This is a genomic window from Mesorhizobium sp. P2_E10 (assembly GCF_056404235.1).
In genome coordinates this window covers 137,281-163,743 of sequence record NZ_JBFUEK010000008.1, presented here as the reverse complement: position 1 = coordinate 163,743, position 26,463 = coordinate 137,281, and the positions used below count along the sequence as shown (strand labels likewise).

The following is a 26,463-nucleotide window of genomic DNA, read 5'->3' as shown; positions in this document are numbered from 1 at the left end:
CAGGATTGATCGGACTGGATAAAATAGGACGCAAGGAGCCCCAACCCCATCCGCCGGACGGATGAATTGTATTACCGCAGGGGGCCCCTAGGGTGGGCACCTTCTTCTCATATGGGTGGAAATGGGATGAACCCGCAAAATCGCGATCTAGGTGGGCTTCAAATACTTCGCGCTATCGCCGCCTTTGGTGTCATAGTTCGCCATACCCTTGAGATGTCGAATGGATCGGAAGCTGGGCGGTTCAGTCCCGACTGGGTGACAACATCTGGCGCCGCAGGAGTAGATCTGTTCTTTGTAATTAGCGGGTTTATTATGGTGTATGTGAGCTTTCCGCCGGGTCAGTCTCCGGACTCGCCAAAGCGTTTCATCATCAAGCGGGCAACCCGCATATTTCCATTGTATTGGATTTGTAGCGCTGTCATCGCAGCAATTTGTGCGGTCGGATTCTTGAAGAATATGCCTATTGATTACTATACTGTAGTGAATTCGATATTTATTCTTCCTGGAGAGAAGTTGGTTTTCGTTGCGTGGACACTTTCATACGAGCTATATTTTTATATAGTTTTTGCAATATGTCTCAATTTCAGAAAGATACTCCCGACGTCGATTTCGACGATTTTTCTGATGTTTGGTGGAATCCTTATCGGTCGAGAAATGCAGGATTCGACTTTCTCTGATTTCATCTCTAGTCCCCTCGCTCTGGAGTTTTGTTTCGGCATCGCGTTGGCTCTGTTGTTTTCTGCTGCGAGGAAATGGAAAGTCCCGTCAGCTCTCGGCCCGCTTGGGTTTCTTATAATAATTGTGTCCCCGATTTTCGTGCCCCATCCCGATGCTTCACCCGCTTTGCGGGTCATCGTATGGGGCCTTCCGGCAACTTTGATAGTGGCTGCATTTCTAGAGATAGAGCGACCGCAATCGAAGGCCGGCGGCGCCGCTGTCCTGCTCGGCGATTCATCTTATGCCCTCTATCTGACACACGTCTTCGTCATGATGGCCTATGGCTGGGTGATCAAGTCGACATTTGTGGGAGGAATGTCACAAGCTGTCTTCGCTCCTGCAATTGTGTTCTTATGTCTAGTCATCGGTGTGCTGACATACTTGTATGTGGAAAGGCCAGCTCTCGACTTCGTTCGCAGGGCCACGAGACGCCAATCGGGACGGCCGGCACTGGAGGCCCGGAGCTAGAATCGAGGTGATTCAGCTCGCCAGGGTCATGAAATTGCAGAACCGAGGAGCGGCCCGAAGGGGTAGTCCGGCTTTCCATCCCTCGGCTGCATGGCGCGCGTTTCCGGGCCTGCCAGGCCAGACGCGGACTAGAAGCGTGCTTCCCAACGGGTAGGTAGCGACCTCCGAAAGGGGTACGCAAAAGCTCCGTTCACCCGTATGGGCAGATTGCTTCCAGCGGCCGCATTCCCGACTATCCAGCCTGAATTGGAGCCGACAGGGAGGCCCGTTGCCATGTCCTTTCGTTTCGCAGTCACCGCAGCCTGCCTGCTGGCGGCCGCCGTGCCTGCTTCCGCCGCCGATCTCCTCTGGGGCGTCAACGGCCACCCAATAACGGCCTATCCGGGCATCCCGGTCGAGAGGCAGCTCGATTTTACAAAGGATCTCGGCCTGAAATCGTACCGGGTCAACGTTACAAGCGAGGACAACGCAGATATGCTTGCCGACCTTGTCGACGCCGGGAAGGCGAGGGGAATCGAGCTACTGCCCGTCATCACGCCTGCGGGGATCGATCTGGATAAGGATAGCCCAGAAGAGCTCTACGCGAAGACCCGGAAGCTGGCGGTCACCCTTGGCACCAGATTCAAGGACGACATTCGCGTTTGGGAACTCGGCAACGAGATGGAGACCTACGCCATCATCAAGCCTTGCGAGAAACGCGACGACGGCTCGAAATATCCGTGTGCATGGGGACCCGCGGCGGGAACGGGGCCGCTCGACTATTACGGCCCGCGCTGGGTGAAGGTGAGTGCCGTCCTCAAAGGCCTGTCCGAGGGCATGACAGAGGTCGATCCGGGCATCAGAAAAGCGATCGGCACCGCCGGATGGGGCCACACCGGAGCGTTCGCGCGGATGAAGCAGGACGGGATCGTCTGGGACATCTCAGTGTGGCACATGTACGGCGACGACCCGGAATGGGCTTTCCGCGAAATCGCGGGCTACGGCAAGCCGATCTGGGTCACCGAATTCAACAATCCTTATGGAAGTCAGCGCAGCGAGCGTCAGCAGGCCGACGGAATCAAGCTGACAATGACGCGACTTCGCGAACTCAACGAGAAGTACAAGGTCGAGGCTGCGCACATCTACGAACTGTTCGACGAGACCTACTGGGCCCCCGGCTTCGAAGCCAACATGGGATTGGTGAGGCTCACCGCCGCACCGGATGGCAAATGGAGGGTCGGCGAGCCGAAGCCTGCCTACAAGACGGTGCGTGACTTCACCCGCGGACCGCAGCCGCTGCCCAAGCCGCATCGGGACTGCGACCCGGAGACCACGGCAGCAGACAAGTCCGTGTATGTGCGGAAGGCAAGCTTTGCTTACTGCCTCGTGCTTGGCCACGAGGGCGACACGTCCAGCGTCGATCATTGGTCGGCAGCGCTTGAAAGCGGAGACAGCAAACTCGCCGGCATGATCATTGAAATGATGCGCACGGACGATTTCGAAACCAGATATGCCACGATCGGCCTGACGGACCGTGCTTATATCGGTTTCCTCTATCTGTTGCTGTTGGACCGTCCCGGGGACGAATACGGGATTGAAACCTATGCCCGGCAGCTGCGCGCGGGGACCATGACCCGCGAGGACGTGGCCTTCGGCATGGTCGATTCATCGGAGTTCAGGTCCGGGCACGCCGCCACCCGCGAAGCCGCCGCGGTGCCGGCCCCCGGATAAGCGGGAAAGCTGGCAGAAGGGAGTTTCAAGGCAGTGCGCCTCGCATTTGTTTTCATGGCGGGCGCCCTTTTTGCGGCCATGTCGACGGGAAGCCAGGCCTGCGAAAGCAACGGTGGTACGAAGTTCCCGCTGCGGATCGAATCCGGAAAGAACTATCCGATCGACAGGGAAGGTCGTCCATTCTTCATGCACGGCGACTCGGCATGGTCGCTGATCGCCGACCTCAAGGAAGAGGAAGCATACCTCTATCTTGAGGACCGCAAGGCTCGCGGGTTCAACACCGTTCTGGTCAACCTCCTCGAGCACCGGTTTTCTCGAAATGCGCCTGCAAACGCCTATGGCGACAGACCATTCGCCGACCACGAGGATTTCGTCGTTCCGAACGAGGCGTATTTTGCCCATGCCGATCGCATCCTCCAGAAAGCGTGCGAGCTTGGCATCCTGGTGCTGCTCGCCCCGGCCTATCTCGGATATGGCGGTGGCTATGAAGGTTGGTATCAGGAAATGGCGGAAGCAGGAGCAGAGAGGCTTGACGCCTATGGTCGTTTTGTTGGACGTCGCTACCGACGCTTCGACAACATCATGTGGGTCAACGGCGGCGACTACAATCCTGCAGACAAGGATCTGGTCAGGACCCTCGCCAAAGCCATCATGGAAGAGGACCCCGATGCTCTCAGCACTGTCCATGGCGCTCCCGAAACGGCGCCGCTCGAATTCTGGGGTCACGAACCTTGGCTGAAGGTGAACAACGTCTACACAGACGGCCCCGTCTATGCGGGCGCGCTCAGGGAGCACGATATCGGCAGGGGCATGCCCTTCTTCCTGATGGAGAGCGCCTATGAGTTCGAACACAACGCCGACGAATACCGGATCCGCATTCAGGCTTACCAGGCGATCCTCTCGGGCGCTTTCGGGCATCTCTACGGCAACAACCCGATATGGCATTTCGGGGGGCCTGGCGTCCAGCGGCAGACCATGCCGTGGAAGGAGGCCCTCAACAGCCCTGGCGCAAAAAGCATGGAAGAGCTCATCGCCTTCATCTCGTCGATAAAGTGGTGGCTGCTCGAACCCGACAGCAAGAACAGCTTGCTTGTCGACGGCATGGGCAAGGAGATGGGGAGGGCGGTTGCTGCAATGGCCAAGGACGGCTCCTACGCCGTCGTTTACATGCCCACCGTCAACGGCGTCACGGTGGACCTCGCGAGGCTTTCGGCGACTTCGGTCCACGCCCGCTGGCGCGATCCTGCGAGCGGGGAAGAAACGGATGTTGAAGGTTCCCCTTTCAAGGCGGAGCGCACGGTCTTCAAGCCGCCGGAACTCAACAGCCGGGGATACCCGGACTGGATTCTGGAACTCACGTCGCAAGACCCTGTGCAGCAGAGCCAATGAATGTTGGAGGGGACCCGATGTCCAGGTGCATTCCTGCCCTCGACGGTCCTCTGAAAGGATCCTCCGAAAGGACTAGGCGAGCACCACCCGAAAGAACTAGTCAACGGCGTTCGCCCCACTCCCATTGAGCCCAACTAGCCTCAGCGCGATCATATCCGCTCTCTCTCGCGTACTTCCTTCTGCCAGCTTTTGCCTGCCCGGGTGAAGTGCCATCAACGGACCGTCAGTTAAGAAGATGTCAGCGCCATGTTGATCCGTGTGAACGCGGGTTCGCCAGGGCCATCCCGGACAAGGATTGCAGCCGCCTATCTTTGCGATTCGAACTATCACGGCATAACCCTCTATTCCCTGGCTTCATTCGCCCGCAGCCATAGCCGCCCGCTGGATTTTCACTTCTTCCAGGTCGGCTACCGCAAAGATGTGCCCGCCCGTTTCAAGGATTTCTTGGCGTCGCGCGGCCACACGATCCGCGTGCTAGACGCCCCCTTCGTGCGACCAGCCTTCGAGATCAGGGAACGGCCGGGCAAGCATCGGCACATCACTGGAACGGCCCTTCTCAAGGAGTGTGCGATCGGGGTGCTCTCGGAAGCCTACGAGTACGTGCTCTATCTGGACGGAGACATGCTCGCGTTCGGCGACCTTCATTGCGAAAAGATTGCAGGGTTCAGTGAGATCGCCGCTGCCTGCCTCGACCTTTCGATCGGCACGGGCATAGACGATCCCCTGATTTTCGATCGGTGCAGCACATACGGCCTGTCCCCCCGCTACTTCAATTCCGGCCTGATGCTGATCAACTCCCGCAAGTGGCGGGAGACGGAAGCCGAAAGGCGATTTTCGGAAAACCTCGAACAACATCTCGATCACTGCCCGTATATGAGTGCGTGCCCCACACATGACCAATGCGTCTTCAACATGACTTTCGATCCCGATACGCTGCTGCTGCCCGTATCCCTCAACGTGCAGAAGTGCGCCCTTCACACGCACGCTTGGCGGACGGCCACGGTTCGGCACTACACCGGGTCCAGAAAATTCCTTCCCGTGCGCGCCCGCACGTGCGATCCAAGGGAATACGCGCTGCTGTGCGCGATCAGTGAAGAAACAGGCCTCCCCGGCCCCGGATGGGTTTACGATCACGGCATCTCCTATCTCGTCAACAAGGTGAGGCGGCGCAAGGAGACCGCGGTATACGAGCACGCTCTGGCCCAGCAGGCCATTGCCGAAGCGGGAAACCTGGAATTCGACGGCGGGACAGCCGATGCAGTCGCAGTGCTGGGTGAAGCGCGCCGCGCGCACCAGAAACACCTCAGGACATAGCGCCCACGCTAGAGTAGCGTTTGCCTGCCAACCTGCCTATCGAAACGTAGGCAAAGCCGTGGTCGGCCACCTCCCGAGGAAGGAGGCCCTCAACAGTCCTTGCGCAAAAAGCATGGAAGAGCTCATCGCCTTCATCTCGTCGATAAAGTGGTGGCTGCTCGAACCCGACAGCAAGAACAGCTTGCTTGTCGACGGCATGGGCAAGGAGATGGGGAGGGCGGTTGCTGCTATGGCCAAGGACGGCTCCTACGCCGTCGTTTACATGCCCACCGTCAACGGCGTCACGGTGGACCTCGCGCGGCTTTCGGCGACTTCGGTCCACGCCCGCTGGCGCGATCCTGCGAGCGGGGAAGAAACGGATGTTGAAGGTTCCTCTTTCAAGGCGGAGCGCACGGTCTTCAAGCCGCCGGAACTCAACAGCCGGGGATACCCGGACTGGATTCTGGAACTCACGTCGCAAGACCCTGTGCAGCAGAGCCAATGAATGTTGGAGGCGACCCCCGATGTCCAGGCGCATTCCTGCCCTCGACGGTCGCTCTGAAGGAATCTTCCGAAAGGATTAGGCAGGCCGCATCCAAGAGAACTAGTCAACGGCAAAGATTTCGTCCAACGGGGCAACCTGATCTCCCTCGATCAGACCAAAGTAGTGCCCTTTGCGGACGGCTGCGGATTCGTGAGGAACTGCGGCACATGCTTGCGGCGGCGGGTGAAGCGGCTTTCGAAATAGCGGAACGAAAGCTCGGCGGTGGTCAATGTCAGCATGTAAGAGGCGAGAAAGCGAGTGATTTTCCATCCGATGGACCAATTTTCCGGCGGCAGCTGGAAAAATGCCGACATGAGAAGGATGGAGACCGTTATCGCGAGCGGATGGTAGACATAAGCTCCGTAGGAGATTTCTCCGATGCGCTGCAGTAGCCGCGACCTGACAAACCAATCGATCAACGGGTCCCTAGTGGCCGCCAGCGCAACCAACCCGCCGGCGGCCGCCGCCATGGCGGTATAGAGGAAGACCTGGCGATACTGACCCCAGAGGATACCGGATAGAACGTTGCGGAACACGTCCAGGCCTCGATCGCCAGCAGCATAGTTCAGGCCAATATAGACAAAAGCGTAGATCGCAAGCGTGACGCCGCCTGCAACGGCAAGCGGGCGTGCGATTCTGCCGAGAACCCCCCTTTGGTTCGCCAAGGCCAGCAGCGCGCCCGTCGCGAACGAATCGGTATGCAGGAAAGAACCCGAATAGATTGCGTAGGCGCTGGCTTGGCCGTCCCATCCAAGGTGGGCCACCAGGAAAGAAGCCGCCAGGCGCAGGACAGGGGAAGCGAGAAGCGCGACCAACAAGAGAACTACCACCGTGCGGCGGGACGCCAGGAACCAAAGCAACCCGTAGACGGTATAAAACTGCATCTCGATTGAAATCGTCCACAAATGCCCTATTGGCCACGACGGAAGCTCGCCGCGTCCGAGCACCATGGCGACATTGTTGATGAAGCCCAGCAGCGACCCCACGGCAACAATATCTGTGCCGGCTCCGGTGGCGAGGCAAACCAGCACGCCCAAGCCGATATAGGCATAGTAGACCGGTACGATCCGGAGGGCCCGGCGGCGGAAAAATCTTGCCAGACCCCGTCTTGCCGGCAAATCAGACTGTCTGCCAAGCAACGCAACGGTCACGACGTAACCAGAGATGACGAAAAACAACCAGACCCCGGTCCACCCGAAGGGCAGGAGGCCGTTGTGCTGGGCCACCACGGCGGTCATTGCGAAACATCTCAGCGCGTCGATTGATCCGATGCGGTTGCTGCTGTCTTGAAGCGTTGCGGAACGTGAGACCATCGATGTTCCCATGCTGCGACGTCCCTTCGCGGGAATCCGCCCGGCTCAGCGATCGTTTCGGTAGGCCGATCAACTTTGAGATTATTCTTCCACATGCGCGGCGCGATTTCTTTTCAGTCTTTCGGTTAAGAAGGCACGCGGCTGCTCGCCGGACGACCGAAAGAAGTAGGACCGTGGATATCGCCGCGGCAGTTGCAAGCCACATCTGCATCGGATGGACTTCCCTCTCGGATCGGGAAGGGCCGATGATTAGGCTGATAGAAGCTCGCAATACGGCGACCGTCCTCTAATCCTCCGAAAGGATTAGGCGCGCACCACCCGAAAGAGGTAGCCGGCGGCGAAGCTTCGTCCAACGGGGCATCCTGATCGCCCATTAGCGTTCTCCCTCACTGTTTTCAGCCCAAGTAGCCTCTGCGCGATCATATCCGCTCGACAAAAAGGTGTGCGATGAAAGTCATGGTAACCGGCCATCAAGGCTATATCGGCTCGGTCATGGTGCCGATGCTGCTCAGCGCGGGGCACTCGGTGACGGGTTACGACAGCGATCTCTACCGGCGCTGCACCTTTGCTTCGGGCGGGGAGCAGGCTTCCGTTCCGTCCATCCTCAAGGACGTCAGGGATGTGGATGCGCGCGACCTCGAAGGGTTCGATGCCGTCATCCACCTGGCGGCTCTTTCCAACGATCCGCTATCCGATCTCGATCCGGGCATCACCTACGAGATCAACCACAGGGGCACCGTCCGTTTCGCGGAGGCGGCCAAGGAGGCCGGCGTGTCGCGCTTCCTGTTCGCGTCATCGTGCAGCAACTACGGACAGGCGGGCGACGAAATGGTCGACGAAACGGCCGTGCTGAACCCGGTTACGGCCTATGGCTGGTCCAAGGTGCTTTCGGAACGGGATATTTCAGAACTGGCCGACAGCAGCTTCTCTCCCACCTATTTCCGGCCCGCCACGGCCTACGGCCTGTCGCCCCGGCTCCGCTTCGACATCGTGCTGAACAATCTGGTCGCCTGGGCCATCACCAAAGGCGTGATCCTGCTGAAGTCCGACGGGACACCGTGGCGGCCGATCGTCCACATCGAGGACATTTCAAGGGCGTTCATCGCCGGACTGGAAGCGCCGCGCGAGATCATCCACAACGAGGCCTTCAATGTCGGACGGACGGACCACAACTACAGGATCCGCGACATAGCCGAGATTGTCGCCGAAGTCGTGCCGGGCTGCCGGCTTGAATTCGCGGCGGATGCTGGGCCCGACAAGCGGTCCTACCGTGTCAACTTCGACAAGATCGCGCGCGCTCTTCCTGCCTTCAAGCCGCAATGGGATGCGCGCAGGGGCGCCGAGCAACTTTACCAGGCCTATAGCAAGTCGAATGTCACTCTCGAGGAATTCGAGGGGCCGCGCTTCCAGCGCATTGGTCACATCCGGTACCTTTTGGCCAACGGACTTCTCGACCAGCGGATGCGGGTCACCGAACCTCCTCGAAGGCTGGCGGCGGCGGGTTAGCCGGAATGGAGCATTTGAACCCCGACAGACTAGGCCTGCCGCCGTCCACCGGCGTCGGCCAGGAAATCTATGCCTTGGCCGAACGTCTCTTTCCGATTTGCAGGAGCATCACCGGGGACGGTGTACGACGAACGCTGGATATGCTGTCGGGGCACATTGACCTGGAACGGCATGAGGTGCCCACCGGGACGCAGGTGTTCGACTGGACTATTCCCAAGGAGTGGAACATCCGCTCGGCAAGCATTACAGGCCCGGACGGGCAAACGGTCGTAGACTTTGCCGACTCCAATCTGCACGTCGTCAACTACAGCATGCCCTTCAAGGGGACCCTGCCGCTCGACGAATTGAGGCGGCATATCCATGCATTGCCCGAACAGCCGGACTTGATCCCCTACCGCACCTCCTACTACGCCCCGACATGGGGCTTCTGCGTAGCCCACGACCGTGTGGCCAAGATGCCCGACGGTCTCTACCGGGTGGAGATCGATGCCGAACTCAAGGACGGCAGCCTCACCTACGGCGAATACCTGCACCGCGGGCAGACGGAGCGGGAATTCCTGCTTTCGGCACACATCTGCCATCCGTCGCTGGCCAACGACAACTGTTCAGGCCTGGCCCTGCTGGCGACCCTTGCGCGAAGCCTGAAGGCAAGGAAAACACGATACAGCTACCGCTTCCTGTTCGCTCCGGGCACGATCGGCGCGCTCGCGTGGCTGTCCCGCAACGAAGACCGGACACATCTCATCGACCACGGTCTGGTGCTTTCATGCCTAGGTGATGCAGGACGCCCGGCATACAAGCGCAGCCGCCGCGGCGACGCCTTCATCGACCGCGCCATGGCCCATGTGCTCGGACGTGAAGCCGGGGCAAAGCTGATGGATTTCTCCCCCTACGGCTATGACGAGAGGCAATATTGTTCGCCCGGCTTCAATCTTCCGGTCGGCATGTTCCAGCGGAGCGTGCACGGCACTTTCCCCGAATACCACACGTCTGCCGACAATCTCGACTTCATCAAGCCGGAGCACCTGGAGGATTCCTTCCGCATCCTGACGGATGTGATCGACATCGTCGAAGAGGACTGGACGCCGTTGAACCTTTTTCCCAAGGGCGAACCACAACTCGGCAGGCGCGGCCTCTACGCCGCGCTGGGAGGGCAGAAGTCTTCGGGCGCCACCTCGATGTCCCTGCTCTGGGTGTTAAATCTCGCCGACGGGCAGCATTCGCTTCTGGCGATGGCGGAACGCTCGGGCCTGCCATTCAGGGAACTGGCCGCCGCGGCGAAACTCTTGTCGGATCACGGGATACTGGGCGCGGCTTCATAAGGCCCCGGCGGCAGTCCGCTGCTTGAGCAGCGGCCACGTCCTGTCCCTTTCCGACATCGCCGTCGGCATCAAAGGCCAGCCTATCGAAAAGGCAGGGTCGTTATAGCGGACGCCCGTCGATGCGTGAGGCGTATAGAACTGCGATATGAGGTATGAGACCTCGGCATCATCCGTCAGGGTCTGGAGCCCGTGGGCGAAGCCGGCAGGGATGTAGACCTGTTTCATGTTTTCGGGCGTCAGCTCGAAGGCCAGCCAGTTGTATCGTGTCGGTGAGTTCGGGCGCAGGTCAACGACAACATCGAAAATCGCGCCGCGGACACAGGAGACGAGCTTCACCTCGGTGTATGGGTCCTCCTGATAGTGCAGCCCCCGAAGGGTTCCCTTTCTGACGGAACGTGCCCGGCTGTGCTGGACAAAGCGTGTCGCCAGCCCGCAATCGGCCATCTCTTTTTCGCAGAAGAGGCGGGTGAAGGAACCGCGGTCGTCAATCACCGGCGTCGGCTCGATCAGCCAGACACCCTTCAGCTCAGTCTCGGTAAACTGCATCGCCCTAACCCCCAATGGCCGGGCAAGGACCGGCAGTCCGATTGTCGGCACGGCGTGCCCGGCTGGAAGAGCTACCTAAGCCTTAGAGGGCCTCTCCGATCGCGGTATGCCGGGCCGGCCGTACTACCCGTTCGGTGGTCCTGACGGCGGCCAATGCGCCCGCCGTTTCGCTATAAGGATTAAGGCTCCCAACGGATTGGCAAATCGAACCCTTGGGCGCTCCGTCCTAACCTGCGACGCAAAAGAAGCACTCACCGAGAAGCACTCTCCCAAAAGAGAGCCTCCTACGGAGGCGCGGCGGGCACAGGTTCATCGTCAGGCCACCGCGCTTCCGTTTTTCAAGCCGCCATCGCGACAGGAGTACGGAATGAACATTGAGGCTGTCGAAATTGTTCGCGACTACAACAAGGTACACCCTGGTGTCGGTTGCAGGCTCTGTGGATCGCGCCTGCGCCACACACTGGTCGACCTGGGCATGTCGCCTCCATGCGAGAGCTTCCTGCGGGCCGACCAGCTTGACCAGATGGAACTCTATTTTCCGCTCAACGTCCTGGTTTGCGAGAGCTGCTACCTGGTGCAGCTCAAGGAGTATGTGAGCCCCGAGACCATCTTCAGCGAATACGCCTATTTCTCTTCCTTTTCGACAAGCTGGGTGGCCCATTCGAAAGCCTATTGCGAGACGATAACGAAGCGCCTTGGGCTTGGCGCCCACAGCTTTGCGGTGGAACTGGCAAGCAATGACGGTTACCTGCTGCAGCACTTCCTGCCACTCGGCGTTCCCGTCCTGGGTGTCGAGCCGGCCGCCAATGTCGCGCGCGCGGCGATCGAGAAGGGCGTGCCCACCCGGGTCGACTTCTTCGGAGTACGGCTGGCACTTCAGATGGTGGCCGAAGGACTGCGCGCGGATCTCATTATTGGCAACAACGTTTTGGCTCAGGTGCCCGACCTGAACGACTTCGTCGCCGGGATAAAAATCTTGCTCCAACCAGAGGGTGTGGTCACCCTCGAATTCCCGCATATCGAGCGGCTGATGGCCGAAAACCAGTTCGACACCATCTACCACGAGCATTTTTCATATTTCTCGCTGCTGACGATCGACCTGATGGCGGCCCGCCACGGACTGCGGCTGATCGACGTCGAGGAACTGCCCACCCATGGCGGGTCGCTTCGCGTCTATCTCGCCAACGAGGACAGCAGCTGGGCCACAGATGACCGTGTCGCCGAACTCCTCGACTGCGAAAAGAGGCATGGGTTGACGGAAATGACGACCTACACCTCGTTCGCCTACAAGGCGCAGCGCGCGAAGCGCGATCTCCTCGCGTTCCTGGTCTCGGCCAAGAACGAGGGCAAGACGATTTGCGGTTATGGCGCGCCTGGCAAGGGCAACACGCTGCTCAACTACTGCGCCATCGGCACCGACTTCCTCGACTTCACGGTGGACCGCAATCCCTACAAGCACGGCCGCTTCACACCGGGCATGCATATCCCGATCAAGCCCATCCACGCGATCGATCAGGCCAAGCCAGACTACATACTGATCCTTCCGTGGAACCTGAAGGACGAGATCATCCAGCAGATGCACCACGTCGCCGCCTGGAACGCGAAATTCGTGGTGCCAATTCCTTTCGTGACCGTGATTGATCCATCGGAGTTACAGAGATGAAAGTCATTCTCTTCTGCGGCGGCCGCGGGACCCGTATCCGCGACTATTCCGAAAGCATACCGAAGCCGATGATTCCGCTCGGCCACCAGCCGATCCTGCGCCACGTCATGCAGTGGTATAGCGACTACGGGCATGACGAGTTCGTCTTGTGTCTGGGCTACAAGGCCAATGTCATCAAGGATTTCTTCCTGAACACCCGGCCGCAGACCTTTTCCGATTGCGTGGTCACGCATGGGGGCGAGAACGTGAAGCTGCTTGGCGACACCGTCAAGGACTGGAGCATCACCCTGCTCGACACGGGCATCTGGCGCAACATCGGAGAACGCCTCTGGGCTGCGCGGGACCACGTCAGGAACGAGAAGATGTTTCTCGCCAATTATTCCGACGGCCTGACCGACGTCGACCTCGATGATGTGATCGCGAAGTTCGAGGCCAGCGGCAAGATCGGCTGCTTCCTCGCCGTGCACGCGCCGCTGACATACCACCTGGCCGACATCGCGGAAGATGGCCGCGTGCGCGAGTTCCGCACGACGGAGACCTCGGAGATCTGGATCAATGGCGGCTACTTCGTATTCCGCCCCGAAATCTTCGACTACATGCGCGACGGCGAGGAACTCGTCCTCGAACCCTTCAAGCGGCTGATCGATGACAATATGCTGATGGCATACAAACACGAGGGGTTCTGGCGTTCGATGGATACGCTGCGTGATTGGCAATCGCTCGAAGACATGGTCGAAAAAGGCGACATGCCCTGGAACATGAGGGTCACCGCCGAAAAAAACAGACGCAACGTGGTACTGGCCGCCTCATGAGAGGGCTTCGCCTCGCACATCCCGGCGAGGAGCTCTCGATCCTCTGTGTTGGCGCCCATTCCGACGACATCGAGATCGGCGCGGGTGGCACGATACTCGGCTTGATCGCATCGGGGGTCAAACTGGACGTCCACTGGTGTGTGCTGAGCGCAGGCGGTCAGCGGTCGGCCGAAGCAAGGGCTTCGGCCGAGGCCTTTCTCGAAGGATCGCGCTCGTCCACAGTCGACGTTGCGGATTTCGAAGACAGCTACTTTCCCGCCCATAGTCGATCGATAAAGCAGTGGCTGATGGATGTGAGATCACGGGTTCATCCCGACGTGGTGTTAACCCACGCCAGGTTCGACGCCCATCAGGACCATCGGGAGGTCAACCAATTGACCTGGAACATCTTCCGCGATCACTTGGTGCTCGAATACGAGATCCCGAAATGGGATGGTGACCTCAGCCAACCCAATGCCTACGTGCCGCTCACGGCCGACGTGCTGGAACGCAAGATCGAACTCCTCCATGAGCACTTCGGGACGCAGCGCTCCAAAGACTGGTTCGACCGCGAGACATTCGCCGGGCTTGCGAGGTTGCGTGGGATGGAATGCCGGGCACCCGAGCATTTCGCCGAGGCTTTCACGCTCCGAAAGGCCAAAATTCTTTAGAAGTTCTCACACATTCTCTCGCAAAAAAACTATCGGTGGATCAACGAACAAATCGAGTGAAAGGGCATTGAACTCACGGGGCGATCTGCTAACAAACTCGTCAGTCGCCGTTGGAAAAAGGCCGAAAAAGATACCTCCAGAAGCAGCCATTCAAGCTGCCGGATTTTTACAATCCATTTTGAAGTTGGGGAAGCATCAACGTGGGCAAAGAAGAGATTGCTCGTGGATTTTCGCTTAGCGAAGCGCGGATCGGAACGGTCGAGGGCGGAGAATCCGGTGTTCTGGTGTGGAAATCCGACCAGCTGGTTGCCGTCCTTACCCAGATCGATGAGGAAGCTTATTGCACGAAAGGCAAATGGTTCCTCGAGACCGGATTCGGGTTGCTGAGCGGTCAGCACAAGAACTTCGATACGATCGAGGAAGCCATCAAATGGGTGGGCAGACACACCTTCCCCGAGCCTGTTCCCGTTGTAGATTGACCGGCGGATTCCGCTGCAGCAAGCTGCCCTGTGAAGGTCCCAGCGAAGCCTCTGGGCCCGTGTCCTGATACCTCGTCTGTCAGACAGACTTACCCTACCGATTCCAAAACGAAGTGAAATCCCGTCGCCTTGTGCGGAAACGGCTCCTTCCTTGACTTAGGGAAATGGACTTAGGGAAATGCGAGAAAGCAATGCTTTCGGGGCGTCAAGATGTCACCGCGAGCCGGGTTTCTGATTGCCTCCTGGTCGCATTGCTCGTGGCTTGAGGTTCTGGAGCAATAATTTCAGCTCGTTCATCGCCATTGTTAAAACGGCGGAAGACGACCTGCGAGGGGCGGCCTACCAAGAAACGGCTCGTTCCCGATTCCAGGGCCTGCGCATACACCGCCAGCGCACCGTCGACGACTTCTATCGTCTTCATGATTGCCGCGTCGTCGTGAGTGTAGCTGACGACGAGCGACGGCATGAGCACTCCACGCCGGATCGTCTCCTGCAGGAACAGCGAGCGGTATGCCTGCGACGGCTTGCCGTTGGGGTCGAGCGTGGCATACGCCAGACAGCAGGGACGGCCGACGACCTTGAAGTGCCCATCCACCCCATGCCGTCTGGCAACCTCGGCGATCCCCTCCCTAAGTTTCGTCCCCTGACGGTGCAGGTGTTCGATCACGGACTCGTTCTGATAAGTCCGCATGGTCGCGATCGCCGCTGCAAGCGCATGGGTCTCAGCGCCGTGCGTGGTAGACAGCAGAAACACCCTTGGGCGGTCCGTATGTTCGAGGCCGCCGAGACGCATGTATTCGCGTTTGCCCGCGAGGGCGGAGACCGAAAACCCGTTACCAAGCGCCTTGCCAAATGTCGACAAGTCCGGATCGATGCCATAGAGCTTCTGCGCCCCGGCCACATGCCACCTGAACCCGGTGATCATCTCGTCGAGAATTAGCAGCGCGCCCCTTTCCTTGCAGAGACGCTGGACTTGATGCAGGAACCCGTCCACCGGATCGTCGCCGCGGGAAGGCTCGAGGATGAGCGCGGCCAGCTTGCCGGGGTGCCTGTCGAACAGATCCTTTACGCTGGCGATGTCGTTGTAACGGAAAGTGACGGTTAGGTTTCGGACCACCTCCGGAATTCCGGCATTCATCGGCGTGGTTCCGATGAACCAGTCGTCTGTCGAAAAGAAAGGATGGTCGGCGCAGCAGGCAACGAGGTCGCGACCCGTGTAGGCGCGGGCAAGGCGGACGGCCCCCGAAGTCGCATCCGATCCGTCCTTGCAGAACTTCACCATCTGCGCACCGACGAGCTCCAAGAAAGTCTCGGCGCAGTCGACCTCGATCCTGGCGGGCCGCGTGAAATTGGAGCCGCCGTGGAGGGCCGACTCCACTGCCCTGAGTACGGTCGGATAGGCGTGCCCCAGCCCTACGGAACGGTTGCCCATGCCGTATTCGATGTACTCGTTCCCGTCGACGTCCCAGACATGGCACCCCAAACCACGCTCGATGAAGCCTGGCGCAAGGACGGGAAACTGGTCCTCACCTTTCGCGTAGGTGTGACTGCCGCCCGGGATCAGTTCACGGCTGCGTTCCTGCAGGCGGACGGATTTGTGAAAACGAAGGTTTTGCTCAGACATGCCGACCACTCCATTCCGGCAGCAAGTCTACATTTTCGGCTCGGGATTTCGCGTTCTCCATAAGGTCATCGGTTAGAACTTATGGTGGATACCGAGGCGGGCACTGGCTTTGACACCGCGCGATGCAACAGTTTTCAGGGGCTCAGAACGAGATCAGCGCGGCGAACCCGAGCGTTTCGAGCACCTCGTCATAATCCAGTGACAGTACACTACCAGGAAGCACGGGCAACGAACCGCATCGGATCGCGGCCGTGTTCGTCGCGGCTCCCGAATGCCATTCACTCCAACGGAGGTCCCACGACCTTCGCAAGCTCAATGAATTTGTATCAACACAGTGCAGACGCGGCCCGCCAGGGTTTCACCAAGGCGGGCCGTCTTGTCACTCGCGATCACTCTTCAACCAGAGCTCCGTCTGCGAAGAGATCGTTGACCTTGTAGGCGACTTCCGTCCGGTTGGTCGCCTTCAGCTTCTTCATGATGTTTCGGATGTGGACCTTCACTGTGCTTTCGCGCAGATTCAGTTCGTAGGCGATGATCTTGTTCGCCTTGCCGCGCCGGAGCGCCTGGGCGACCTCAGCCTGTCTGAGCGTGAACATGCCCGTCAAAGGCCGCGTGTCGCAACTGCCTGAATCTATCAGGTGCCGCATCGAAAGGACACTGCTCGCCGGAACGAAGATGCCTCCCGCTGCTGCAAGGTTGATCGCCTCGACACACACGTCGATCCCGACCGAAGTTGGAATGTAGCCGCGTGCGCCGCATTCAAGAGCCATCAATATCTGTGCAAGATCGTCGGTGTCGGCCAGGATAACCACCGGCACTGACTTGAACTCGGATGAGATGTGCTTGATCTCGTCCGCGATGCCATGGTCGGTGACTTTCCGGCCGCCAAGGTTGAAGAGTATGGCGGCAAGAGGAGGGGCCGAACCCTTCTTCGCGCGCCATTCGTCGATCGAACCCATGGCGACGACCGCCATGCCAAGTTCATGGTCCTCGAGGGCCGATGCGAGACACTCGCGGTCTAAGGCCCTTCCGTCCAAGATGAGGAGGCATTGCCTGCCTGTCTGTTCGTGGACATTTTCCGTTCCGCTGGACGGAACTCCTGTCTGATTTGTGGAAGTGTAATTGTGCAATCCAACTGTAGAACCCATACTAGTACCCGCCTTTCCCCAACGCGATCTGCCTTGTGGCGGCCGATAGAGCTAGAGCTCAGTCATTCTTTTGGATTGAACTTTGATACCCATTCCACTCGAAAGCTTCAGGCTGGATCACGCCAGCTTGGAGCCTTGAGCAGTTCCCCACTGCAGCCACCTAGAACAGCTTGATCAGTCTATGGGTAATTAATAAGCAGTCTCTAACTTAGGTTAATTTTATAAAAATTTTTAAGTCTTCAAAAAGGCGTAGCCAAGCTGGCTCCCAGGGCGCTGCGATCCCTTGAAGACACAGGATGGGACGCTCGGTCAGCACCGTGCCTTGTCGGACAGATCATGCCGTCAGCCAATCAGCCAAGCAGATCACTCCGATTGCGACTGTTCGGCCGGTCCTCATCCGATAGGCGGAAGTGGGACCCGCTCGTATCCTCTGACAACATTAGATATTACCTCCAAAAGCTTCGCTGACCCTCCAAAAGCTTCGTTGACGGTATATGTGCCAGGCTGAACATTGGAATGCCGGCGTCTGCTCAACGCTTACGCGGCCTGTCTGCAGCGAAAACGCGGAGACAGGATAGGGGAGTCACTGCCCGCCCAACGGCTCCCCTATCGCTCCGCGCGGCGAACACGCGGTCAGGCCAGTTTTCAGAGAAGTTTGATTTGGAACGGCAAGCAGGATTCGCCTGCAGGCGCGTCGACAGAAATTAACGGTCTGCCCGATGGCTTTGCGGACGCTGGATGATCTCAGGCGTTTCCTTGAGGCTCAGCCTCGCTTAGCCACTGCACGTCCAGAACCGTTCCGTCCGTCCGGATCACGGCTTCGAAAGCGGCTATCAGCCTTTTGGCGGCTTTGCTGGCAATGTGGGACTCGGGGTACTTTGCCTCCACGGCCCGCGCACGCTCGTAAACTTCCTTAAGTTGCCTGACCTGCCTTGGACCGAATGCGCTATGTACAACCTGAATGGTCATACCGCTTCTCCTCCTCGTGCCGGAACTCCAACAACCCGCCCGTTGCCCAGCGCTCCCACGATTACATCAATAGCACAGGGTTTTGCGATTGGCACCAAAAACAACCTGCAATCCTAGTATAGATTACGCCTATCTCTGGTCGAGGCGTTCTTTAGTAGGCGTTCGCGAATTGAGGTTAGCCGTTTGCAGGAGGCGTGGGCCGGATTTGCGAAAAAGACTGCCATCGCGGACATGCAGCCATTCGGGCTTCAAGCCTCCGCCGAGCGGACGACCTCCCTTTGGTTCCCATCATAGGAAGGAGTATCTGTCTTGTCCTGCAGATGCCGGTGGCAGGCTACGCCCTTTGGCTCTCTTGCCCGGCATATCCATCTGCCGAAAGATGGGCCGTCGGACTGCTTCACGCGTCCGCATAACCCGGGGCCAAACCAAGCGGGAGGCTCGGTCAGCAATGCAGATGTCCTTGCCGGGGCTGCTGGTGGCCGTGGCTATTTTGGTCGTTGCCTACTATTCCAGGGGAATGCTGATCATCGGGCTGGTCGCTTCCCAGGCATTCGGTGCGACGGCCGTCATGACGCTGACCTTTTTAGGTGGGTCGTCTCCGCTGATATACACCATATTTGCGGCCTTGCTCGTCACGGCCGTTGCTGCGAGACGTCGCATCTGGTTCGATCTCGGAAGCGTGTTCGGAAGCATGCGCCCGGTCTGGATTCTAACAAGCCTGATGGCTTACGCAATCATCGGAGCATGGCTGTTTCCAAGATTCTTCGCAGGACAAACCGCCGTCTTCGTGCAGTCGAAAACCCGGGTTGCGGTCGTCGAAGCGTCTCTGGCCCCGGTTTCAGGCAATACTTCACAGACGGGCTACTTCATTCTTGGTGGGCTCACCGCCATCGCGCTTTGTGTGTTGCTGCTGCACTCCAACAGGATTGACCAGGTCCGCCGCGGCTTCTTCTTGTGGTGCGGTCTGCACGCGGGCATGGGGCTGGTCGATCTTATCGGCAAGAATGCAGGAGCGGGAGACTTGCTGGCCCCGATTAGAACCGCCAACTACGCACTTATGACACAAGCGGTCGAGGCGGGATTCGTGCGGATCACGGGAGCTTTTTCGGAAGCCTCTTCCTTTGCCGGCGCTTCCCTCGCCTGCCTGGCATTCTGTTACACCTATTGGAGAAAGACCAAATCACGCCTTGCCCAGTGGTTGGCGGGCATCCTGCTCTTCCTGACCATTCTGTCGACTTCATCGACCGCCTACGTCGGCCTCACCCTCCTGTGCATTCCAGTCGCCTTCTCGATGTTGGTCTCGGTCCTCAAGGGGCGGGTTGAGCGCGAGGAGATACTGATAACCGCTCTCATGGTGATGGGCGTGGTCGCCATAATGGGCATTAGCCTTTACCACACCGAGGCCTTGGACCCCTTCGTCAGGCTGATTAACAGCACCATCATCGACAAAGCGGATTCTGCCTCAGCACATGAGCGCACCTATTGGAACGTCAAGAGCCTGCAATCCTTCCTCGACACCAGCGGCCTTGGCGTTGGTTTCGGCAGTTCAAGGGCATCGAGCTGGCCGATCGCGGTGCTTTCGCAACTTGGCTTGTTCGGATCGTTGATGATGGCGATCCTGCTCGGCGTCCTGGTCCGCGGAATGGGGCGGATGCGGAAATGGGTGGACCCCGAAACTGATGCGGTCGTGACAAGCGTCAGAAATGCTTCCCTCGCAGGCATAATTGCCAGCGCGGTGTCAGGCGGCAGTGCCGATCCAGGCATCCTCTTTTTCATCGCACTTGCCGTCGTTTCCGCCACGAGGGTTCGCGCCCGGCGCACCATGGCGGCGCTTGGGCGAACCACCGGACATCAGGCAACGGCAGGGGCAGAGACCCATGAGGGCTTCCTCGCTCGTGGTGGAGGAGCCACGTGGACACCTGCGGCAAGATCGGTCAACCAGGAATGAGATCCGTTTGGCCGCGGTGATGCGCCGGAAGTCGTCACCCGTCTCGCTCGCTCAGATCAACAGCAAGCCCTTCATCGAGGCATTGCCCTTCTTGCCGATGATGATGTGGTCATGGACGGCGATGCCGAGCGGTTTGGCGCTGTCGATGATCTGCTTGGTCATTTCGATGTCGGCGCGGGACGGTGTCGGGTCGCCGGAAGGATGGTTGTGGACCAGGATGACGGCGCTGGCCGACAGTTCGAGCGCGCGCTTGATCACTTCACGCGGATAGACCGGCGTGTGATCGACGGTGCCGACCTGCTGCACCTCGTCGGCGATCAGCACGTTCTTCTTGTCGAGGAACAGGACACGGAACTGTTCGCGGTTCTCGAAGGCCATTGCCGAGCGGCAATAGGCAAGAAGCTGCGTCCAGTTGGACAGCACCTCGCGGTCGCGGACCTCAGTGCGCGCCATGCGCTGCGCGGCAGCGGCAATCACCTTCAGATCGACGGCCACAGCAGGGCCGATGCCCTTCACCTCCTGCAGCAGCGCCACCGGCGCGCCAAGCACTTCGCCAAAAGTGCCGAAGCGCGCCAAAAGGGCCTTGGCGATCGGCTTGGTGTCTACGCGCGGGATCAGGCGAAACAGCAGCAGTTCGAGAAGCTCGTAGTCGGGCAGGGCATCCGCGCCGCCGGCAACGAAGCGCTCGCGTAAGCGCTCGCGATGACCGTGATAGTGCGGCTTCTCATCCGATTTGTCCTTTGGCGCCTTGTCCCTCGCTGGCGGTTCAATCCACCGCTCGGAGAAGAACCCCCGTTCGTCCTCTTCGCTCTTCCCCATCCATCCCCCCGAAGGCTTTCGCATAAGACTAGAGCGACAGGCCGGCAGCGGTCGAGTGCTTTTCGGCGACGAGCCGGCGGTGAACGACCTGCGCCTGCATATCGGGGCCAGGCTGAGGCCTCAGAGGATCAGGCAGCTGCTGTGGTGCCGATGCTTCATTCGGCCAGCGCGGTTCGATTGCGGAACTGTTGGGCCATCCAGTCGATGAACACGCGCAGGCGCGGCGACAGTTGACGCGTCGGCGAATAGAGAACGTGGACCGGCAATGGCGACGGTGGAAAGCCGGCGAGCACCTCGACCAGCGCGCCGCCGGCCAGTTCCGAGACGACCCGGTAGCGTGGGACCTGGATCAGGCCGAGGCCCATGCATGCGGAAGCGACATTGGTCTCCGGGCCGGTCACCGTCACCATGGCAGGCAAGGTGACCTGGCGGGGCTTGCCGTCGACGCTGAAGACGAGAGGAATGATCTCGGCTGCATCAGGCGCCATCAGGCCGACCATTTCGTGCCCTGCGAGGTCGTCGGGCGTTTGCGGCGTGCCGAAGCGGCTGAGATAGTCAGGACTGGCGAAGGTGCCCCTTTCCAGGGTCGCCAAGCGCCGCTTGATCAGTGGGCTGTCGACCAGTTCGCCGGCGCGCAGCAGGCAGTCGAAGCCTTCACGGATCATATCCATCGGCTGGTGCATCTCGCTGATATGCAGCCTGATATCCGGGTACATCTCGCGAAAGCGGGGCAGGCCCGGCAGCAGGAAATAGCGCGCCTGGGTGCCATGCATGTCGACGCGGACCAGGCCCGACGGCTTGGCGCCGACAAAGGCGCCTTCGGCGTCTTCCAGGTCGGCGATCAGGCTGACGCAGCGCTGATAGTAGGCTTCGCCGTCCAGCGTCGGGCTGACCTGACGGGTCGTGCGCTGCAGCAGCCGCACGCCCAGCCGCGCCTCCAGACCCTTTACCGCATCGGTGACCGATGACCGGGGCAGACCAAGATCGTCGGCGGCCTTGGTGAAGCTGCGCCGCTCGACGATGCGGATGAAGACGCGCATGGCGTCGAAGCGATCCATTGTTCGAATTCTCGAATGATGATGTCGGATCATGCCCGATTATCCGCAAAACTGGAAGGTGCATCTTGCTGTCAGCCGATCAACGGCATCCAACAAGGAGACAGACCATGACCAACCAGACCATGACCGCCCAGACCGGCAAGATTGCCATCGTCACCGGCGCCTCGGGCGGCATCGGCGGCGCCGTTGCCGAGCGCCTCGCCAAGGACGGCTTCACCGTCGTGGTGAACTACGCCGGCAACGCCGCCTCGGCGGCGGCGATCGTCGCCAAAATCGAAGCCGCCGGGGGCAGGGCGGTGGCGGCCAAGGCCGATATCGCGGACGCGACCGCAGTGGCCCGTATGTTCGACACGGTCGAAACCGCTTTCGGCGGCGTCGACGTGCTGATCAACAACGCCGGCATCATGAACCTCGCCACGATCGCCGACAGCGACGATGCCTTGTTCGACCGCCAGATCGCCGTCAATCTCAAGGGCACCTTCAACACATTGCGCGAAGCGGCAAAGCGTCTGCGCGACGGCGGCCGGATCGTGAATTTCTCCTCCAGCGTCGTCGGCCTGCTGCAGCCGACCTATGGCGTCTATGCCGCTACCAAGGCTGCGGTGGAGGCGATGACCAGCGTGCTCGCCAGGGAACTGCGCGGCCGCAACATCACGGTCAACGCCATCGCGCCAGGGCCGACGGCAACCAAGCTGTTCCTCGATGGCAAGCCGCAGGAGGTTGTCGATCGCCTGGCCAAGCTTGCCCCGCTCGAGCGTCTCGGCCAGCCCGAGGACATCGCCGATGCGGTTGCCTTCCTCGCCGGCCCGGACGGCGCCTGGATCAACGGCCAGACCCTGCGGGCCAATGGCGGGATCATCTGATCCCGTTGGCAACCCGGAACCGCTTCAGCTCCCCGTGAGCTTCAATCAAGGAAACATCATCATGTCCAAATTCGTCATCCTCGTCACCGGCGCGTCCTCAGGTTTCGGTCTGATGACCGCCAAGTCACTGGCCGAAGCCGGCCATACCGTCTACGCCTCGATGCGGGAGACCACCGGGCGCAATGCCCCCCAGGTCGCAGCCGTCGCCGCCTGGGCCGCCGAGCACAAGGCCGATCTGCGCACCGCAGAGCTGGATGTGCAATCGGACGCCTCGGCCCATGCCGGCATCGCCCATATCATCGCCGATGCGGGCCGGCTGGATGTCATCGTCCACAATGCCGGTCATATGGTGTTCGGTCCCGCTGAGGCCTTTACCCCCGACCAACTCATCCAGCAGTACGACGTCAATGTTCTGGGGGCACAGCGGGTCAACCGCGCAGCCCTTCCCCATCTGCGCGGGCAGGGCAAGGGCCTGCTGGTCTGGGTCGGCTCGTCCTCGACGCGCGGCGGCACGCCGCCGTTCCTGGCACCCTACTTTGCCGCCAAGGCGGCGATGGATGCGCTAGCTGTGTCCTACTCCACCGAGCTCGCTCTGTGGGGCATCGAAACCACCATCATGGTTCCCGGCGCCTTCACCAAGGGCACCAATCACTTCGCGCATTCGGGCAAGCCGTCCGATGCGGCGCGGGCCGCCGACTATGAAGCCGGTCCCTATGCCGGCATCGCCGATCGGGCGCTGAAGGGGCTGGCCGGCCTCGAACCCGCCGACGCCGATCCGTCACAGGTGGCCCGCGAGATCGTTCGCGTCGTGGGCATGCCGTTCGGCAAACGGCCGTTCCGCGTCCATGTCGACCCGTCGCAGGACGGCGCCGAGATCGTCAATGGCGTTGCCGACCGCATGCGCCGGGAGATGTACCGCAACATCGGCCTCGAAAACCTGCTTCACCCGGCTGTGGTTGCCTCGGCCGAAGTGGCGTGAGTTAGAGGGTCGTCAACCGGCCTCGACATTCCTTGACCGACTAGGCCGGCAGGCCGGGGCGGTCGAGGTTTTTGGGCGACAGCGTGAAAATCTCGCAGCCGGTCTCGGTGACGCCGATCGTGTGCTCGTATTGCGCCGACAGCGAGCGGTCGCGCGTCACGGCCGTCCAGCCATCCGATAGCACTTTGACGTGCGGCCGGCCGAGATTGATCATCGGCTCGACGGTGAAGATCATGCCCGGCCGCATCTCGACGCCCTCACTGGAGCTGCCATAGTGCAGGATATTGGGCGCATCATGGAAAAGCTGGCCGACGCCGTGGCCGCAGAAATCGCGCACCACCGAGCAGCGCTCGCCTTCGGCAAAGGTCTGGATTGCGGCGCCGATGGCGCCGGTGCGGGCGCCCGGCCTGATCGCCGCAATGCCGCGCATCAGGCATTCATGGGTCACCTCCAGCAGGCGTTCGGCGGCGCGCTTGATGGTGCCGACCGGATACATGCGCGAGGAATCGCCATGCCAGCCGTCGAGGATATAGGTGACGTCGATGTTGACGATGTCGCCATCCTTCAACGGCTTGTTGTCGGGAATGCCATGACAGACGACGTGGTTGATCGAAGTGCAGCTGGACTTGGTGTAGCCGCGATAGTTGAGCGTCGCCGGCAGCGCACCATGATCCATGCCGAACTCGAAGACGAAGCGGTCTATGGCTTCGGTGGTGACGCCCGGCTCGACCATCGGCACCAGTTCGTCGAGGCAGCGTGCGGTGAGGTCGCAGGCCTTGCGCATGCCGGCAAAACCTTCTTCGCCATAAAGGCGGATCTGGCCGGTGTTTCTGAGGGGTGCCGTGGCGGCGTCGAGGTAAGTGACCATTTTGTCCGTTTGCAGGGTGAGTGGGCCAGAAATATGAGCCCCACGCGAAAATCTCCCCAGATTTGGCACCGGACGACGCAAGGTTCAAGGCCGAACTGCCGGCCATGGGCGTGCGCAGGCGATATTCGACTGCCCGGCGTGCCTGTCCGGCCCCGCGCGAGGCCATTCGGCAGCTTTCCTTTCTTCCATTCGTAGGGTAGGGCGGTCTTCTGATGGCATCCAGGCGCGCAAATCCATTCACGTCGTCGATCAGGGCAGCCTGCTCGGGCCTGATGGCGCTGCTTTTGCTTTCGCTGTTGTGCCTGGGCCAGTCGGAGGCCACAGCATCGGCGACCGCCGTATCGGGCGGCGCCGGTATCAGCGCCGCGCGGCAGGGCGACGTGGCCGCACTGCTGCGCGGCAAGACACACGCGCTTGAGATCCGGGCCGGACGGCCGGTCCCGGCCAAATTTGTCAGCGGCACTCCAGGCGCGCTTCCTCCAGCAGCCGCTTTCCTCCTGCTCGATCGGCTTCCGACGGTCCAGCCAGCTTTTGCCTCCGCGTTCGTGTCCCAGCCGCGGGCCAGCGCCAACCAGCCGCGTGCGCCGCCATCCGCGTAGGCCACCGGCGCTAGCCGCACCTCTCAACCCATTCATATCCTTATCCGCGTCGCATCCTGTGCGGCGGCCATCGGCCGTCGGCCGGCTGCATGCCGCGCCATTTCCGGAAGCACCCAGATGCAACGTATAAAAACTCTCAAAACGCTTACCCGTGCGGTCTCGGCCGCCTTGTTTCTCTCGGTGCAGGCGCTCATCTGCATCGGGACCGTCTATTGGGCGATCGCCGAAACGCTCGGCATGGCGGGAACGGCAGCGCTGGTCCTTGCCGCCCTCTTTGCCGTGTCGTCGGTCTACATCCTGATCTTGGCCGTGCGCATGGCCTACGATGCGGAGACCGATCCGGCGAACCAATGAGCCCTGCGGTTTGGCGCAGGCTTCTGTCCGGAAATGACCGCAGTGACGACACATTTTTGGGTGAGAAGCCGGGCAAAGCAACTTTCTACAACGAACGGCGTTGCTGTGGCGACGCCGGTTCGGGAGAGAACGAATGGACAGATTACAATTCGAGGTGCCGGTGCGCATCGCGCCCGCACCCGGCCTGCCGGTCGAGGAAATCTACAGTGTCGAACAAGCGCTCGACGTCCTGCACGGCTGGCCGGCGCGCCGGCAAGGCAAGGTCTACGAGGCTGCGTTCAACGCCTGTTTCGGCGCCACGGTCGACGTGGTCAAGACCGAGGACGCCTGCCGGGCGTTCATGGCGTTCTGCCGTGTCAGCGGCTTGCTGGCCAGGGACATGATGGTTCCCGGCAAGCGCGGCGGCGAGGCGAGGGGACTGCGGATCTAGGCTGGAGCGACTACGGCTCACTGCGCTTGCCTCGATCGCCCGCGAAGCCCGCCAGCGCAAATGACGCCTGAACCGCGCCGTTAAGGTTCCATTTCCAGTTTTGCAGCTAGGCCAGTGCCTGTAGTGCAGCGTCTGATTCGTTGCGTCAGTGTGATGGTCCAGAGATGTCGTCAGCAAATGTTCGAGCCTTTCCAATAGACCGTCAGGTCGTCCTGGTGCGCGAAATTGCCGCCAAGCTTGGCAATCTGCATGGCGACACCGCCACATCCTTCTGGAAGGCGACGGCGCGCGAACTCCTCGATCGGGCGATTGCGGCTGGCAACGACGCGGCTTCCGCTGCCAATGAGGTTCGCCGGTTTTTCGCGGCTGTGCAGAAAGAAATGGCTTAGGCC

Annotated in this window: 26 protein-coding genes; 18 read left to right on the top strand and 8 right to left on the bottom strand. The window is 60.3% G+C overall.

Features of this window, described 5'->3' with window-relative positions; translation table 11 throughout:
* Positions 1-126 precede the first annotated feature (126 nt).
* From AC1D0N_RS21720 to AC1D0N_RS21700, 5 genes are all read left to right on the top strand, one after another.
* The gene (locus AC1D0N_RS21720; protein ID WP_477247491.1) at positions 127-1,185 is read left to right on the top strand and encodes an acyltransferase family protein; all 1,059 of its coding nucleotides are present in this window, start codon (positions 127-129) and stop codon (positions 1,183-1,185) included.
* Positions 1,186-1,458: 273 nt separating this feature from the next.
* Positions 1,459-2,895 carry a DUF4214 domain-containing protein gene (locus tag AC1D0N_RS21715; RefSeq protein WP_477247489.1) on the top strand — a complete coding sequence of 479 codons (1,437 nt, stop codon included), beginning with the start codon at positions 1,459-1,461 and terminating at the stop codon, positions 2,893-2,895.
* A 33-nt stretch (positions 2,896-2,928) separates the two neighbouring features.
* Positions 2,929-4,284 carry a glycoside hydrolase family 140 protein gene (locus AC1D0N_RS21710; protein WP_477247487.1) on the top strand — a complete coding sequence of 452 codons (1,356 nt, stop codon included), beginning with the start codon at positions 2,929-2,931 and terminating at the stop codon, positions 4,282-4,284.
* Between the two features lie 246 nt (positions 4,285-4,530).
* Complete coding sequence (locus AC1D0N_RS21705) at positions 4,531-5,598, top strand: glycosyltransferase family 8 protein (protein ID WP_477247485.1); 1,068 nt, start codon at positions 4,531-4,533, stop codon at positions 5,596-5,598.
* A 112-nt stretch (positions 5,599-5,710) separates the two neighbouring features.
* Positions 5,711-6,082 carry a putative collagen-binding domain-containing protein gene (locus AC1D0N_RS21700; protein ID WP_477247483.1) on the top strand — a complete coding sequence of 124 codons (372 nt, stop codon included), beginning with the start codon at positions 5,711-5,713 and terminating at the stop codon, positions 6,080-6,082.
* Positions 6,083-6,231: 149 nt separating this feature from the next.
* Here the strand turns inward: AC1D0N_RS21700 and AC1D0N_RS21695 are convergent, their stop codons facing one another.
* The gene (locus tag AC1D0N_RS21695) at positions 6,232-7,446 is read right to left on the bottom strand and encodes an acyltransferase family protein (protein WP_477247481.1); all 1,215 of its coding nucleotides are present in this window, start codon (positions 7,444-7,446) and stop codon (positions 6,232-6,234) included.
* 435 nt (positions 7,447-7,881) lie between these two features.
* Between AC1D0N_RS21695 and AC1D0N_RS21690 the strand changes: the two genes are divergently transcribed.
* Positions 7,882-8,940, top strand: coding sequence for an NAD-dependent epimerase/dehydratase family protein (locus AC1D0N_RS21690; protein ID WP_477247479.1), 1,059 nt, complete (start codon positions 7,882-7,884; stop codon positions 8,938-8,940).
* 5 nt (positions 8,941-8,945) lie between these two features.
* Positions 8,946-10,262, top strand: a complete 1,317-nt coding sequence (locus tag AC1D0N_RS21685; protein WP_477247478.1) for a DUF4910 domain-containing protein — start codon at positions 8,946-8,948, stop codon at positions 10,260-10,262.
* Here the strand turns inward: AC1D0N_RS21685 and rfbC are convergent.
* Positions 10,257-10,808 (bottom strand): dTDP-4-dehydrorhamnose 3,5-epimerase, encoded by a 552-nt coding sequence (gene rfbC / locus AC1D0N_RS21680; RefSeq protein ID WP_477247477.1) that lies wholly within the window; start codon positions 10,806-10,808, stop codon positions 10,257-10,259. The genes AC1D0N_RS21685 and rfbC overlap by 6 nt on opposite strands.
* 367 nt (positions 10,809-11,175) lie before the next feature.
* On the opposite strand from rfbC, the gene AC1D0N_RS21675 reads away from it, so the two are divergent.
* The 4 genes from AC1D0N_RS21675 to AC1D0N_RS21660 all read left to right on the top strand — a co-directional run bounded on the left by AC1D0N_RS21675 (position 11,176) and on the right by AC1D0N_RS21660 (position 14,412).
* Positions 11,176-12,471, top strand: a complete 1,296-nt coding sequence (locus AC1D0N_RS21675; protein WP_477247701.1) for a methyltransferase domain-containing protein — start codon at positions 11,176-11,178, stop codon at positions 12,469-12,471.
* On the top strand, positions 12,468-13,283 hold the full coding sequence (locus AC1D0N_RS21670; RefSeq protein ID WP_477247476.1) for a sugar phosphate nucleotidyltransferase: 816 nt from the start codon (positions 12,468-12,470) through the stop codon (positions 13,281-13,283). Before AC1D0N_RS21675 ends, AC1D0N_RS21670 begins: the two co-directional genes overlap by 4 nt.
* Positions 13,280-13,933, top strand: coding sequence for a PIG-L deacetylase family protein (locus tag AC1D0N_RS21665; RefSeq protein WP_477247474.1), 654 nt, complete (start codon positions 13,280-13,282; stop codon positions 13,931-13,933). Before AC1D0N_RS21670 ends, AC1D0N_RS21665 begins: the two co-directional genes overlap by 4 nt.
* Positions 13,934-14,133: 200 nt before the next feature.
* A complete protein-coding gene (locus AC1D0N_RS21660; protein WP_477247473.1) occupies positions 14,134-14,412 on the top strand; it encodes a hypothetical protein in 279 nt (92 codons plus the stop codon).
* 205 nt (positions 14,413-14,617) lie between these two features.
* Here AC1D0N_RS21660 and AC1D0N_RS21655 read toward each other — a convergent pair whose 3' ends face one another.
* The 3 genes from AC1D0N_RS21655 to AC1D0N_RS21645 all read right to left on the bottom strand — a co-directional run bounded on the left by AC1D0N_RS21655 (position 14,618) and on the right by AC1D0N_RS21645 (position 18,153).
* Positions 14,618-16,036, bottom strand: coding sequence for a glutamate-1-semialdehyde 2,1-aminomutase (locus tag AC1D0N_RS21655; RefSeq protein ID WP_477247471.1), 1,419 nt, complete (start codon positions 16,034-16,036; stop codon positions 14,618-14,620).
* Positions 16,037-16,425: 389 nt separating this feature from the next.
* Positions 16,426-17,184 (bottom strand): LuxR C-terminal-related transcriptional regulator, encoded by a 759-nt coding sequence (locus AC1D0N_RS21650; protein WP_477247469.1) that lies wholly within the window; start codon positions 17,182-17,184, stop codon positions 16,426-16,428.
* A gap of 744 nt (positions 17,185-17,928) precedes the next feature.
* The gene (locus tag AC1D0N_RS21645) at positions 17,929-18,153 is read right to left on the bottom strand and encodes a hypothetical protein (RefSeq protein WP_477247467.1); all 225 of its coding nucleotides are present in this window, start codon (positions 18,151-18,153) and stop codon (positions 17,929-17,931) included.
* A gap of 448 nt (positions 18,154-18,601) precedes the next feature.
* On the opposite strand from AC1D0N_RS21645, the gene AC1D0N_RS21640 reads away from it, so the two are divergent.
* The gene (locus tag AC1D0N_RS21640) at positions 18,602-20,101 is read left to right on the top strand and encodes a hypothetical protein (protein ID WP_477247465.1); all 1,500 of its coding nucleotides are present in this window, start codon (positions 18,602-18,604) and stop codon (positions 20,099-20,101) included.
* 51 nt (positions 20,102-20,152) lie between these two features.
* Here the strand turns inward: AC1D0N_RS21640 and radC are convergent, their stop codons facing one another.
* A complete protein-coding gene (gene radC, locus AC1D0N_RS21635; RefSeq protein WP_477247463.1) occupies positions 20,153-20,920 on the bottom strand; it encodes a RadC family protein in 768 nt (255 codons plus the stop codon).
* Between the two features lie 155 nt (positions 20,921-21,075).
* Complete coding sequence (locus tag AC1D0N_RS21630; RefSeq protein WP_477247462.1) at positions 21,076-21,978, bottom strand: LysR family transcriptional regulator; 903 nt, start codon at positions 21,976-21,978, stop codon at positions 21,076-21,078.
* 122 nt (positions 21,979-22,100) lie between these two features.
* Here AC1D0N_RS21630 and AC1D0N_RS21625 point away from each other — a divergent pair, with 122 nt between their 5' ends.
* Positions 22,101-22,841, top strand: a complete 741-nt coding sequence (locus AC1D0N_RS21625; RefSeq protein WP_477247699.1) for an SDR family oxidoreductase — start codon at positions 22,101-22,103, stop codon at positions 22,839-22,841.
* 61 nt (positions 22,842-22,902) lie between these two features.
* Positions 22,903-23,820 carry an SDR family oxidoreductase gene (locus tag AC1D0N_RS21620; RefSeq protein WP_477247460.1) on the top strand — a complete coding sequence of 306 codons (918 nt, stop codon included), beginning with the start codon at positions 22,903-22,905 and terminating at the stop codon, positions 23,818-23,820.
* Between the two features lie 40 nt (positions 23,821-23,860).
* Here AC1D0N_RS21620 and map read toward each other — a convergent pair whose 3' ends face one another.
* Positions 23,861-24,688 (bottom strand): type I methionyl aminopeptidase, encoded by an 828-nt coding sequence (gene map / locus AC1D0N_RS21615; protein WP_477247458.1) that lies wholly within the window; start codon positions 24,686-24,688, stop codon positions 23,861-23,863.
* 212 nt (positions 24,689-24,900) lie between these two features.
* Here map and AC1D0N_RS21610 point away from each other — a divergent pair, with 212 nt between their 5' ends.
* From AC1D0N_RS21610 to AC1D0N_RS21595, 4 genes are all read left to right on the top strand, one after another.
* Positions 24,901-25,287, top strand: coding sequence for a hypothetical protein (locus AC1D0N_RS21610; RefSeq protein WP_477247456.1), 387 nt, complete (start codon positions 24,901-24,903; stop codon positions 25,285-25,287).
* Between the two features lie 117 nt (positions 25,288-25,404).
* Complete coding sequence (locus AC1D0N_RS21605; RefSeq protein ID WP_477247454.1) at positions 25,405-25,641, top strand: hypothetical protein; 237 nt, start codon at positions 25,405-25,407, stop codon at positions 25,639-25,641.
* Positions 25,642-25,774: 133 nt separating this feature from the next.
* Positions 25,775-26,071, top strand: a complete 297-nt coding sequence (locus AC1D0N_RS21600) for a DUF982 domain-containing protein (protein ID WP_477247452.1) — start codon at positions 25,775-25,777, stop codon at positions 26,069-26,071.
* Between the two features lie 164 nt (positions 26,072-26,235).
* Entirely contained in the window at positions 26,236-26,460 is a 225-nt protein-coding gene (locus AC1D0N_RS21595) for a DUF6074 family protein (RefSeq protein ID WP_477247450.1), read from the top strand.
* Positions 26,461-26,463 lie beyond the last annotated feature (3 nt).